The organism is Polaromonas sp. P1_F9 (assembly GCF_056405615.1).
On sequence record NZ_JBFUBT010000004.1, the window covers coordinates 542614 to 555167 of the forward strand.

Consider the following 12554-nt stretch of genomic DNA (forward strand, 5'->3'; position numbering starts at 1 on the left):
TTCCGCGGCCCCTGCTGGCTTGAAATCTCCGCATTGCACCGAGGGTATTGACAAGGTTTGGAAGATCTCAAATGACAACACATTACGACGCACTGGAAGTGCGAAGCCCTGCGGAACGCGAAGCGGCCCTGCTGACGGCCTTGCCGCAGCAGATCGCGCATGCCAAGACGCGGGCGCCTGCCTTCACCGCCATTCTCAAGGACGTTGACGCTCAAGCCATCACATCACGTGCAGAGCTGGCGCGATTGCCCGTCACGCGCAAGCATGAGCTCCTTGAGCGCCAGCAGGCCGAGCGCTCACCCGGTGGCAGTGGCAACGCATTTGGTGGTTTCAGCGCCTTGCGCTACGGCGCGCACATGCCCCATGTTTTTGCCAGCCCGGGCACCATTTACGAGCCCGGCGGCAAGCGCAAGGACTACTGGCGCATGGCCAGGGCCCTGTATGCCGCGGGCTTTCGCACCGGCCAACTGATCCACAACAGTTTCAGCTACCACTTTGTGCCGGCAGGCTCCATGATGGAAACCGGCGCACACGCCCTCGGTTGCACCGTGTTCCCGGGCGGCACCGGCCAGACGGAGCAGCAGGTGCACGCCATGGCGGAACTCAGGCCGGCCGGCTACATCGGCACACCAAGCTTCCTGAAAATCATCATGGAGAAGGCCGCCGAAATGAAGGTGGAACTGCCGACCGTGACGCGTGCCCTGGTTTCAGGCGAGGCTTTTCCCCCCAGCCTGCGCGACTGGCTGGGTGAACGCGGCATTGCGGGCTACCAGTGTTATGCCTCGGCCGACCTGGGCCTGATTGCCTACGAAACCGAAGCGCGTGAAGGGCTGGTGCTGGATGAAGGCGTGATCGTGGAAATCGTGCGCCCTGGAACAGGTGACCCGGTGGCCGAAGGCGAAGTGGGAGAGTTGGTGGTGACCACCCTGAATCCCGGCTACCCGCTGATTCGCTTCGGCACGGGCGACCTTTCCGCCATCCTTCCAGGCACCTGCCCCACGGGACGCACCAATGCGCGCATCAAGGGATGGATGGGAAGGGCCGACCAGACCGTCAAGGTCCGAGGGATGTTTGTACACCCCGGACAGGTCGCAGACATTGCCCGGCGCTTTCCGGAAGTGATCAAGGCCAGGCTGGTGGTCAGCGGAGAGATGGCGAGCGACAACATGCACTTCCAGGTTGAAACCGCTTGCGCCCCGGATGGCCTGGACCAGCGTATCGGCGACGCCATCCGTGACGTCACCAAACTGCGCGGCACAGTGCAACTGATGGCGCCCGGCAGTCTCCCCAACGACGGAAAGGTTATTGAGGACGCACGGAGTTACAAATAGAGCCCCCACGCTTGTAGCTGCGCCTGCGGCCCGGCAAAGCTGGTTCCGCGGCCCCTGCTGGCTTGAACGCCTAAGCCACTCTGCAAAGGGACCGGGGGCTTGCCCTTACGTAGTTCCCGCGATGTTTGCGCAGTAAGGGGACCGTAAACTTGGCGCGTTCATTAAAGGAGACGCCCATGAAACGCCTGTTAGTCCTCGCCGCTGCTGCAACGGCCATGTTTGCTGCACACGCGCAAGCCCCAGCCTTCCCCGGCTCCAAGCCAGTCACTTTTGTGGTCCCATTCGCGGCCGGCGGCCCGACCGACCGTGTGGCACGCGACCTGGCCGAAGCCATGCGCAAAGCCATGGGCGGGAGCGCCAATTTCGTGGTGGAAAACGTCAACGGCGCCGGCGGCACCATCGGCGCGGCCAAGGTAGCCCGCGCAACACCCGATGGCCACACCTTGCTGGTGCACCACATCGGCATGGCGGCTGCGCCGGCCCTGTACCGCAAGCTGCCCTACAAGGTGCTGGACGACTTCGAGTTCCTGGGCATGATCAATGAAGTACCGATGACCATCATCGGCAAACCGCAGCTGCCGGCCAACAACTACCGCGATTTCGAGAACTACATTCGCGCCAATGCCGGCAAACTCAACATCGCCCATGCCGGCCTGGGTTCCGCATCGCACCTGTGCGGCCTGATGTGGCAGGCAGCCATCAACGCCAAGGACGCGATGACCACCATTCCCTTCGGCGGGACGGCGCCGGCCATGAATGCACTGGTGGGCGGACAGGTCGACATGATGTGTGACCAGACCACCAACACCACCGGCCAGATTGAAGCCGGCCGCGTCAAGGCGTTTGCGGTCACGACCGCCAAACCACTGAAGAACAACAAGCTGCTCAAGGACTACCCGACGCTGCAGGAGATGGGCCTCAAGGGCTTTGACCTGACGATCTGGCATGGCATGTACGCCCCCAAGGGAACGCCGCCGGCCGTGATGACCCAGCTCAACAACGCCCTGAAAGTGGCGCTCAAAGACCCCGACTTCATCAAGAAGCAGGAAGGCCTTGGCGCCGTGGTGGTGACCGACAAGCGCGTCGAGCCCGCCGCCCACAAGGCTTTTGTATCCGCCGAGATCAACAAGCTCAAGCCCGTGATCGACGCCGCCGGCAAGTTCGCCGACTGATCTGTTGACTGTTGGATTGCCAGCCGCCCGGTTCACGCCGGGCGGCTTTTCTTTTTTTGGGTGGCTGGGTTGAAACCCTCTTGAAGCATGGACCCACGCACGCTATCTTCATGTGACCCCCGGCCGCGCCGGCCATCCCTGGAGCCCCTCTTGAACAACAACAGCAAGCCCTTTCTTTCCCGTCGCTACGGCGCTTTCCTGGCCACCGCGCTGACCGCCGTCGCCACCTTTATGGCCACGCCTTCCGCCTGGGCGCAAAGCGCCAGCTGGCCCACCAGGCCCGTCAAAATCGTCGTGCCCTTCGCGCCAGGCGGCACCACCGACATCCTGGCCCGCGCCATGGCGCCGGAACTCTCCAAGGCATTCGGCCAGCCCTTTGTGGTTGAGAACCGTGCCGGTGCCGGCGGCAACATTGGCGCAGACGTGGTCGCCAAATCCGCGCCTGACGGCTACACCCTGCTGATGGGCACCGTGGGCACGCATGGCATCAACAAGTCGCTGTACAGCAAGATGGCCTACGACCCGCAAAAGGACTTCGCGCCCATCACGCTGGTCGCGGGCGTACCCAACGTGATGGTGGTGAATACCGAAAAGGCGAAAGCCGCCGGCATCAACAATGTCACGGACTTCATACGCGCGGCCAAAGCCAGGCCCGGCACTTTCAACATGGCCTCCAGCGGCAACGGCACGTCCATCCACCTGGCGGGTGAACTGTTTAAGACCATGAGCGGCACTTACATGACCCATTTCCCCTATAGCGGCTCCGGCCCGGCACTGCTGGCGCTTGTGGGTGGCGACATGGATGTGATGTTCGACAACCTGCCGTCTTCCATGCAGCTCATCAAGTCCGGCAAGCTCAAGGCGCTGGCCGTGACGAGCTCAGAACGCTCAGCCGCCCTGCCTGACGTCCCCACCATAGAACAGGCCGGCGGCCCGGCCATGAAAGGTTTCGACGCGAGCTCCTGGTTCGGCCTGCTTGCCCCCGCCGGCACGCCGCCCGACATCGTGAACCGCATCCAGCAGGAAGCCGCCAAGGCGCTGGGCACGCCTGCGATGAAAGAGAAACTGCTGGCCCAGGGTGCGATTCCGAGCGGCAATACGCCGGCACAGTTCACGGCTTTTATTAACGCCGAACACAAGAAGTGGGCGCAGGTGGTGAAGGCTTCGGGGGCGAAGGTGGACTGAACGCATATCAACTCACCACGCAAAAAGCCCTGTCACCAGGGCTTTTTTAATATGGGTCGGCGCGACCGCTGGCCCTGCTGAGCCTAAACGCCCCAAACCACCTCATGCCCCGACTTCAGGTTGCGCTGCAGCATGTCGATAAAAGGCACGGCGCGCTGGCGCAGGCCCAGGCCGTCGCCGGGGACGACGCCGTCTTCGGCATTGGCGTCGTGGGCTTCTTCATGCGCGATCGCTGCCTGCAGGGCGGCTATCGCGGCGGGCATTTGCTCGGGCAGGATGATGCCTTTGGGGGCGGGGTCTTTGCCGATGATTTCGAGGACCTTGCGGCCGTTGGCTTCGAGCATGATCACATCGCCGGCATCTTTGGATTTGAATTTGTAAAGCATGGATAGCTCCTCAAGTTGGACAGATGAGCCATTATGGAAAGTTTTCGGACCCGTGTATGTAGGCAGGTTTCACCTGTTGCGGCCTCGGGGTTCCGGCTACGGCTGCCGGGCCGGCCGCGCGGCTCAAGCAAAATAGGGCCCATGTTCAATATCGCCACTGTCCCCAAGTCGGCTCGCCAGGCGCTCAGCCAGGATGGGCTGAGCCTGCTCAACCCCGCCGAGCTGACGGCCACACTGGAACTGCCGACGCCGGCATGGACATCAGGCTGGCAGGCGCTGACAGACTCCTGGAACCGCTTGCCGCCTGACGCCCATCTGAGGGACGGCGGCCACTACCGCAAACGCCGTCATTCCTGCTTCGTCCAGGAGCTGGCCGAAGGCACGCTCACGCAAACCCCGCACCGCGCCCACTGGCAACCGACCGACTACAACGCCCTGCACGGCGGCTTCGAGCGCTGGTTCGACCCGGTCGAGCCAGCGGTAGCTACGGCCCCGGCATGGACGGACCTGCTGGCTAATCTGGGCAAGCTGTTTGCGCAAGTGCAACCCGCCGGGCGCTGGCATATTGAAGCGCACCAGTTCCGCATCGATACCGCGGGCGGGGTAGGCCGGCCTACGCCTGAAGGCGCACATCGCGACGGCGTGGACTTCGTGGTGGTGATGATGGTGGCGCGGCACGGCGTCAAAGGCGGCGAAACCCGGGTGTTCGATGCAAACGGCCCGCACGGTGTGCGCTTTGTGATGCAGGAGCCCCTGACGGCGCTTCTGCTGGACGATGCCCGGGTCATTCACGAGACCACGCCCATACTGCCGGCAGACGATCGGGCCGGCGGTGGTTTTCGGGATACGCTGGTGCTCACTTACCGGGCAGCAGGCTTTCAGGCACCCTGAAACGCAGTTCGCGCAACACCCGTAAATACCCCCGCGGCCTCTACCCGCTGCGGTAACACCCGTTTTCCGGTGTTGCGAAAAACATCGGAAAACCCGCTTGACGGATTTAGTTTAAACCTAAACAATTAAGGTTAAATTAATCCAGAGAGTACGCATTCATGCACATTCTTTGCCTGGGCGGTGGTCCCGCAGGCTTGTATTTCGCCCTGCTGATGAAGCTGCAAAACCCGGCGCATCAGGTGACGGTGGTCGAGCGCAACCGGCCTTTTGACACCTTCGGCTGGGGCGTGGTGCTGTCGGACCAGACGCTGGGCAACCTGCGCGTGGCCGACCCTGTCAGCGCGCAACTGATCGGCGATGCCTTCAACCACTGGGATGACGTGGAGGTGTTTTTCAAGGGGCGCTCGGTGCGCTCCGGCGGCCACGGTTTTTGTGGCATCGGCCGCAAGCGTCTGCTCAACATCCTGCAGGAGCGCTGCATAGCGCTGGGCGTGGACCTGGTGTTCGAAACCGATGTGCAGGACGACCAGGCGATTGCGGCGCAATACAACGCCGACGTGGTGATCGCCAGCGACGGTCTGAACAGCCGCATCCGCAACCGGTATGCGGAGACCTTCAAGCCCGACGTGGAGCTTCGCGCCTGCCGCTTTGTCTGGCTGGGCACGCACAAGACGTTCGACGCTTTCACCTTCGCCTTCGAGCAGACCGAGCACGGCTGGTTTGCCGCGCACGCCTACAAGTTTGACGAGAACACCTCGACGTTCATCGTCGAGACACCCGAGGCCGTGTGGAAGGCGCACGGCCTGGACCAGATGAGCCAGGAAGAAGGCATTGCATTTTGCGAGCGCCTGTTTGCCAAATACCTGGACGGCAACGCGCTGATGAACAACGCCACGCATGTGCGCGGTTCGGCGATCTGGATACGCTTTCCTCGTGTGGTGTGCGAGCGCTGGGTGCATGAGGCTTCCATCAACGGCAAACAGGTTCCCATCGTGCTCATGGGCGATGCTGCGCATACGGCGCATTTTTCCATCGGCAGTGGTACCAAGCTGGCGCTCGAAGATGCGATTGAGCTGGCCAACTGCTTCGCACAGCACGGCGACGCTGCTGGGGCGCTAAAAACCTATGAAGCGCTGCGTTCAGTCGAAGTTCTGAAGATCCAGAACGCGGCGCGCAACTCCACCGAGTGGTTTGAGAACGTGGACCGCTACAGTGGCATGGAGGCCGAGCAGTTCTTTTATTCGCTGCTCACACGCTCGCAGCGCATCAGCCACGAGAACCTGCGAGTGCGCGATGCCGCCTGGCTGCAGGGTTATGAGCAGTGGTTGGCACGCCAAGCCGATAACAAGCCGGCGCCCCCGCCCATGCTGTTGCCGCTGAAGGTACGCGAGCTTTCATTGAAAAATCGTATCGTCGTCTCGCCCATGGCTACCTACAGCGCGGTAGACGGCGTGCCGCAGGACTTCCATCTGGTTCACCTTGGCGCGCGCGCATTGGGTGGCGCTGCGCTGGTGTTTGTCGAGATGACCGCACCGTGCGCAGAGGGCCGCATCACACCGAGTTGCCCGGGCCTGTGGAACGAGACGCAGGCCAAGGCCTTCAAACGCATCGTGGATTTTGTGCATGCCTCAGGTGCCGGCGCCAGGATCGGCATGCAACTGGGACACAGCGGCCCTAAAGGCTCGACACAAGTCGGCTGGGAGCACCCCGATGAACCGCTCGTCGCCGGCAACTGGCCGCTTCTGGCGGCCAGCGCCGTGGCTTACGGCCCCACCAACCAGGCGCCGAAAGCCATGACGCGCGCCGACATGGACCGCGTCAAGGCGGAGTTCGTGCAGTCCACGCATTACGCAGCCGAAGCGGGCTTTGACTGGCTGGAACTGCACTGCGCGCACGGCTACCTGCTGTCGAGCTTTATCACGCCGCTGACCAACCAGCGCACCGACGACTACGGAGGCAGCCTGGAAAACCGCTGCCGCTTTCCGCTGGAGGTGTTTGCCGCCATGCGTGAAGTGTGGCCGGTGCATCTGCCGATGAGCGTGCGGATCTCTGCGCACGACTGGGCACCGGGCGGCAACACCGCCGACGATGCCGTTGCCGTCGCCCGGATGTTCAAGGCCGTGGGCTGTGACTTCATCGACGTGTCGTCGGGCCAGACCACACGCGCGGCCAGGCCGGTTTACGGCCGCATGTACCAGACGCCGTTTGCCGACCGTATTCGCAACGAGGTGGGCATACAGACCATCGCCGTGGGCGCGATCTCGGAAGTCGACCATGTCAACAGCATCATTGCTGCCGGCCGCGCCGACCTGTGCGCCATTGCCCGCCCGCACCTGGCCGACCCCGCCTGGACGCTGCATGAGGCGGCCAAACTACAAAGCCGCCATGTGGACTGGCCACAACCCTACCTGAGTGGCCGCGACCAGCTCTACCGTGAAATATCAAAGCAAAAAGAGCTTGCGGCGCAGACAGAGCAAGCACAAGCTGCTATCAAATAGATAGCATTAAAAAGCAGAATCACCAAGGAGACAAGCCATGGACATGGAAGCAAGAGGGCACAGCGAACACCCCGAGGCCTTGCGGCTCTGGCTGCGCATGCTGACCTGCACGCAGCTGGTCGAGAAGCAGGTGCGTACCCAATTGCGCGAGCAGTTCGACACCACCTTGCCGCGCTTTGACCTGATGGCGCAACTTGAGCGCAGCCCGGAAGGGCTGAAGATGAACGAGCTGTCGCGCCGCATGATGGTGACCGGCGGCAACGTGACGGGCATTACCGACCAGCTGGTGAACGAAGGGCTGGTGGAGCGCGTGGATGTGGAGGGTGACCGCCGGGCCTATCGCGTTCGCCTGACCCCGCGGGGGCGAAAACTGTTCGACGAAATGGCAAACGAGCATGAAGCCTGGATCGTCGCGGCCTTTGAGGCTTTGTCACCACGCGAGGTGGAGTCCCTGCACAAACTGCTGGGCAAGGTCAAGCAACACCACAACGCCCTGCTGACCGACAGCAAACTGGAAACGACATGAAACACTACATCGGCCTGGCCAACCCCATGCATGCGCAGTTTGATGCGCTGGCCCATCACCAGGCGGAACATTTCGCTTACGCCTTCGACGCCGGCGTCGCGACGCTGACGCTGAACCGGCCCGAGCGCAAGAACCCGCTGACCTTCGACTCCTACGCCGAGCTGCGCGATCTGTTCCGCACGCTGAATACCGCCACCGACGTTAAAACGGTGGTAATCACCGGTGCGGGCGGCAATTTCTGCTCGGGCGGCGATGTGCACGAGATCATCGGGCCGCTGACCAAGATGACCATGCCCGAGTTGCTGGAGTTCACGCGCATGACGGGCGATCTCATCAAGGCCATGCGCCTGTGCCCGCAGCCCATCATCGCGGCGATTGACGGCATTTGCGCCGGCGCCGGTGCCATGATGGCGCTGGCCGCCGACATGCGGCTGGGCACGGCCCAGGCGAAGACGGCGTTCCTCTTCACGCGCGTGGGCCTGGCCGGTGCCGACATGGGCGCCTGCGCGTTGCTGCCGCGCCTGATCGGACAGGGACGCGCCTCGGAACTGCTGTTTACCGGCAGATCCATGAGCGCGCAGGAAGGCCTGCAGTGGGGCTTCTTCAACGCGCTGCACGAGTCGCAAGATGTGCTGGCGCAGGCACAAAAGCTGGCACAAGAGCTGGCCGACGGCCCAACCTTTGCACACGGCATGACCAAAACCATGCTGCACCAGGAATGGGCGATGACGCTGGACCAGGCCATAGAAGCCGAAGCACAGGCCCAGGCCATCTGTATGCAGACGCAGGACTTCACACGCGCTTATGCGGCTTTTTCGGCCAAACAAAAACCAGTGTTCCGCGGCGATTGAGCGCGGCAGGACGACAAGGATCACGCATGAGATCGACCACCGCCCATCTGGCACTGCCTTTCTTTGACGAAGGTCACCGCGAATTGGGCCTGCGCCTGGCTGACTGGGCGCCGCAACAGCATATCGACGAGAGCGACGACCGCAAGGCTTGCAGGGAGTGGGTGAGCCTGCTGGGCGCCAACGGCTGGCTGCGCTACTGCGTGCCGGCAGGCAAGGATGGCGCCCTGGGCGGCGCGCTTGAAAAATTGGATTCCCGCGCGCTCGTCATCCTGCGCGAAACGCTGGCCTTTTATTCCCCGCTGGCCGATTTCGCGTTTGCGATGCAGGGGCTGGGCAGCGGAGCCATCACGCTGGCGGGCACGCCAGCGCAGCAGGCAGCGTACCTGCCGCTGGTGGCCAGTGGAAAAAAAATCGCGGCCTTTGCTTTGAGCGAGCCCGAAGCTGGTTCGGACGCCGGTGCCATGGTGACCTCCGCCACAGACACGGGTAGCGGCTGGGCTTTGAACGGCAGCAAGACCTGGATCAGCAACGGCGGCATCGCGGATTTTTACGTGACCTTCGCCAAGACGGATCCGCAGGCCGGCACGCGCGGCATTACGGCCTTCATCGTCGATGCGGAAAACAAGGGCATGGACAGCAGCGAGCACATCGCCGTCATGGCGCCACACCCGCTAGCCACGCTGAAGTTTGCGCATTGCAAGCTGCCGCGGGACGCGCAGTTGGGCGCGCTGCACGGCGGGTTCAAGCTGGCAATGCAGACGCTGGACATCTTCCGCGCTTCCGTGGCCGCTGCAGCGCTGGGCATGGCGCGCCGTGCCCTGGCCGAGGCAGTGCATTTCTCGAAGGAACGCAAGATGTTCGGCCAGACCCTGGCTGACTTCCAGCTCACACAGGCCAAGCTCGGCGAGATGGCCGCGCTGATCGATGCGGCCGCGCTGTTGACCTATCGCGCCGCCTGGATGCGCGACGAAAGCGAACGCCTGGGCAGCGGTGCGCGCATCACTGCCGAGGCGGCCATGGCCAAAATGACGGCCACCGAAAACGCCCAGAAAGTCATCGATATGGCGCTGCAGATGCATGGTGGCCTGGGCGTGAAGGTTGGCACCAAGGTGGAAAGCCTGTACCGCGACATACGCTCGTTGCGCATTTACGAAGGCGCGACCGAAGTACAGCAACTCATCATTGGAAAGGCCGTATTGCAATCATGAGCAACTCCGTCTCCGTCTCCGACTCCATCGAAAGCATTGCCGCAGTACCGTCCGCACAGACGGACCGCTTTGTACACGACCGTTTGCCGCTGTATGAGCAGCTTCCCCGCATGGTGTACGCACTGCCCGAGCTGTGCATCCCGGCGCAGGCCAATCTGGTGCAGGCCTTGTTCGACAAGGCCTTTCGGGAAGGACACGCAGGCAAGCCGCTGCTGCGTTCGGACAAGATCACTTTGACATACGCCGATGCGCTGGATCGCGTGAACCGCATCGCGCAGGTACTGACGGAAGACTTCGGCCTCAAGCCCGGCAACCGGGTGTTGCTGCGCGGCGGCAACTCGATCGGCATGGCACTGGCCTGGCTGGGCGTGGTGCAGGCCGGGCTGGTGGCGGTGGCAACCATGCCACTGCTGCGCGCCAAGGAGCTGGGCGAGATCATTGACAAAGCCAGGCCCGCGCTGGCTTTGTGTGATGCCGGCCTGCTGGAGGAATTGCAGGCGGCGCAGGTGCAGAGCGATACGCTGCCCCTCATCGTGCCCTTCAACCTGATGGATGCACCGGGCTCGCTCGCGGTTCTGTCGGCGCAGAAGGACGGCAAATTCACGCCCTGCCCGGTAGCCGCCGACGACATCGCCTTGATGGCCTTCACCTCGGGCACCACGGGAAAACCCAAAGCCGCGGTGCACACACACCGCGACGTGCTGGCCGCCTGCGAGGCCTGGCCGCGCCACGTGCTCAAGGCAAGGCCGGACGACATCGTCATCGGCTCGCCGCCGTTGGCCTTCACCTTCGGCCTGGGCGGCATGCTGATTTTCCCGATGTGGGCCGGCGCCTCGGTTTACTACCCCTCCATTGCCTATACGCCGGAGGCCATGGTCAAGCTGATCAACCAGGTCGGCGCGACGATTTGCTATACGGCACCGACGTTTTACCGGCAGATGGCTGCGTTCGCCAAACAGCACGGCGTGCCCGGCTTGCGGATGTGCGTGAGCGCCGGCGAGAGCCTGCCGGATGCTACGCGGCAGCTATGGAAGGACGCCACCGGTATTGAAATGATCGACGGCATAGGCGCGACCGAGATGTTCCACATCTTTATCTCCGCAGCCGGCGCCGACGTGCGCCGCGGTGCCATCGGCAAGGTAGTGCCAGGCTACACCGCCAGGGTGGTGGACGACACCGGCACGGAAGTGCCGCGCGGCACCATAGGCAAACTGGCCGTGGTGGGCCCGACCGGCTGCCGCTACCTCGATGATGCGCGCCAGGGCAACTATGTGAAGGACGGCTGGAACTACCCGGGCGACGCCTTCATGCAGGACGCCGACGGTTATTTCTTCTATCAGGCGCGCGCAGACGACATGATCATCACTGCCGGCTACAACGTGGCGGGCCCAGAGGTGGAAGATGCCCTGCTCAAGCACCCTGCCGTGGCTGAATGCGGCGTGGTGGGCTTGCCCGACGACGATCGGGGGATGGTCGTCAAAGCCTTTGTGGTGCTCAAGCCTGATCAGGCAGCAGATGACGCCATGACAAAAGCCCTGCAAGACCATGTCAAGGCGGCGCTTGCGCCTTTCAAATATCCCCGGCAGATCGAATTCGTGACCAAGCTCCCGCGCACCGAAACCGGCAAGCTGCAACGCTTCAAGCTGCGCGAATCATGAAGTTCACCGCGCAAAAGCTCGTCAGGTTTCACCATTGTGATCCGGCCGGCATCGTTTTTTACCCGCAGTTTCTCTATCTATTGCATGAGGTGCAGGAAGACTTCCTGGCCCACATCGGCTTTCCCGAGCATGTCCTGATTACCGGAGGCACGGGTGTGCCGATTGTGGATTTGAAGGTCGAGTTTCTGGGCATGTGCCGCCATGGCGACCCACTGACAATCACGCTGGAACTGACCCGTCTTGGCAACGCGAGCATGGGTATGCAGTACGAAATCCATGGCAGCCCAGTTGGCAGCGCCGGGGTGACCATCAAGCTGAAAGCGCATGGCGTGGTGGTCTATTCAGAGCTCCCCAATGGCAAGCCCCTGCCGCTTCCCGAACGAATGCGCAGCGCCCTGTTACCTTATTTAAAAACACCCTCAGGAAGCTCATGATCAAGAAACTACAACCACCCGGATGGGCCGAGCCCAAAGGTTATGCCAACGGCATCCTTGCACGCGGCGCCCTGCTTTTTGTGGGCGGCCAGATTGGCTGGAATGCGCAGCAACAGTTCGAGAGCGACGATTTCATCGCGCAGACGCGCCAGGCGCTGCTGAACATTGCGGCCGTGCTGAAGGCCGGCGGCGCCGGGCCCGAACATATGGTCCGCATGACCTGGTATGTAGTGGACCGCGTTGAGTACGTGGCCAGACTCAAGGAACTGGGTGGCGTTTACCGCGAAGTCATGGGAAAGAATTTTCCGGCCATGACATGTGTCGAGGTTGCGGCGCTGGTTGAAGACCGCGCCCAGGTCGAAATTGAAGTGACAGCAGTTGTGCCGGACTGAGCAACCGCTATACAGGCCAGCC

General features: G+C 62.7%; 12 protein-coding genes. 11 read left to right on the forward strand and 1 reads right to left on the reverse strand.

All coding sequences use genetic code 11. The features are described 5' to 3' along the window. The first annotated feature begins 71 nt into the window (after positions 1–71). From AC1DYR_RS13955 to AC1DYR_RS13965, 3 genes are all read left to right on the forward strand, one after another. On the forward strand, positions 72–1331 hold the full coding sequence (locus tag AC1DYR_RS13955) for a phenylacetate--CoA ligase family protein (RefSeq protein WP_477705616.1): 1260 nt from the start codon (positions 72–74) through the stop codon (positions 1329–1331). Positions 1332–1507: 176 nt separating this feature from the next. Further along, positions 1508–2503, forward strand: a complete 996-nt coding sequence (locus AC1DYR_RS13960) for a tripartite tricarboxylate transporter substrate-binding protein (protein WP_477705617.1) — start codon at positions 1508–1510, stop codon at positions 2501–2503. Between the two features lie 231 nt (positions 2504–2734). Further along, a complete protein-coding gene (locus tag AC1DYR_RS13965; RefSeq protein WP_477705923.1) occupies positions 2735–3688 on the forward strand; it encodes a Bug family tripartite tricarboxylate transporter substrate binding protein in 954 nt (317 codons plus the stop codon). An 83-nt stretch (positions 3689–3771) separates the two neighbouring features. Here the strand turns inward: AC1DYR_RS13965 and AC1DYR_RS13970 are convergent, their stop codons facing one another. Next, positions 3772–4074, reverse strand: a complete 303-nt coding sequence (locus tag AC1DYR_RS13970) for a DUF1840 domain-containing protein (RefSeq protein ID WP_436156923.1) — start codon at positions 4072–4074, stop codon at positions 3772–3774. Positions 4075–4215: 141 nt separating this feature from the next. On the opposite strand from AC1DYR_RS13970, the gene AC1DYR_RS13975 reads away from it, so the two are divergent. From AC1DYR_RS13975 to AC1DYR_RS14010, 8 genes are all read left to right on the forward strand, one after another. Continuing rightward, entirely contained in the window at positions 4216–4965 is a 750-nt protein-coding gene (locus AC1DYR_RS13975) for a 2OG-Fe dioxygenase family protein (RefSeq protein ID WP_477705618.1), read from the forward strand. 158 nt (positions 4966–5123) lie between these two features. Next, on the forward strand, positions 5124–7463 hold the full coding sequence (locus AC1DYR_RS13980; protein WP_477705619.1) for a bifunctional salicylyl-CoA 5-hydroxylase/oxidoreductase: 2340 nt from the start codon (positions 5124–5126) through the stop codon (positions 7461–7463). Positions 7464–7500: 37 nt separating this feature from the next. Then, complete coding sequence (locus tag AC1DYR_RS13985; protein ID WP_477666480.1) at positions 7501–7989, forward strand: MarR family winged helix-turn-helix transcriptional regulator; 489 nt, start codon at positions 7501–7503, stop codon at positions 7987–7989. Beyond that, positions 7986–8840, forward strand: a complete 855-nt coding sequence (locus AC1DYR_RS13990) for an enoyl-CoA hydratase family protein (RefSeq protein WP_477705620.1) — start codon at positions 7986–7988, stop codon at positions 8838–8840. The genes AC1DYR_RS13985 and AC1DYR_RS13990 overlap by 4 nt, the downstream gene beginning before the upstream one ends. 26 nt (positions 8841–8866) lie before the next feature. Next, entirely contained in the window at positions 8867–10048 is a 1182-nt protein-coding gene (locus AC1DYR_RS13995) for an acyl-CoA dehydrogenase family protein (RefSeq protein WP_477705621.1), read from the forward strand. Further along, positions 10045–11706 (forward strand): benzoate-CoA ligase family protein, encoded by a 1662-nt coding sequence (locus AC1DYR_RS14000; RefSeq protein WP_477705622.1) that lies wholly within the window; start codon positions 10045–10047, stop codon positions 11704–11706. Before AC1DYR_RS13995 ends, AC1DYR_RS14000 begins: the two co-directional genes overlap by 4 nt. Further along, positions 11703–12140 (forward strand): acyl-CoA thioesterase, encoded by a 438-nt coding sequence (locus AC1DYR_RS14005; RefSeq protein WP_477705623.1) that lies wholly within the window; start codon positions 11703–11705, stop codon positions 12138–12140. Before AC1DYR_RS14000 ends, AC1DYR_RS14005 begins: the two co-directional genes overlap by 4 nt. Beyond that, positions 12137–12532 carry a RidA family protein gene (locus tag AC1DYR_RS14010; protein ID WP_477649086.1) on the forward strand — a complete coding sequence of 132 codons (396 nt, stop codon included), beginning with the start codon at positions 12137–12139 and terminating at the stop codon, positions 12530–12532. Before AC1DYR_RS14005 ends, AC1DYR_RS14010 begins: the two co-directional genes overlap by 4 nt. Positions 12533–12554: the final 22 nt, after the last annotated feature.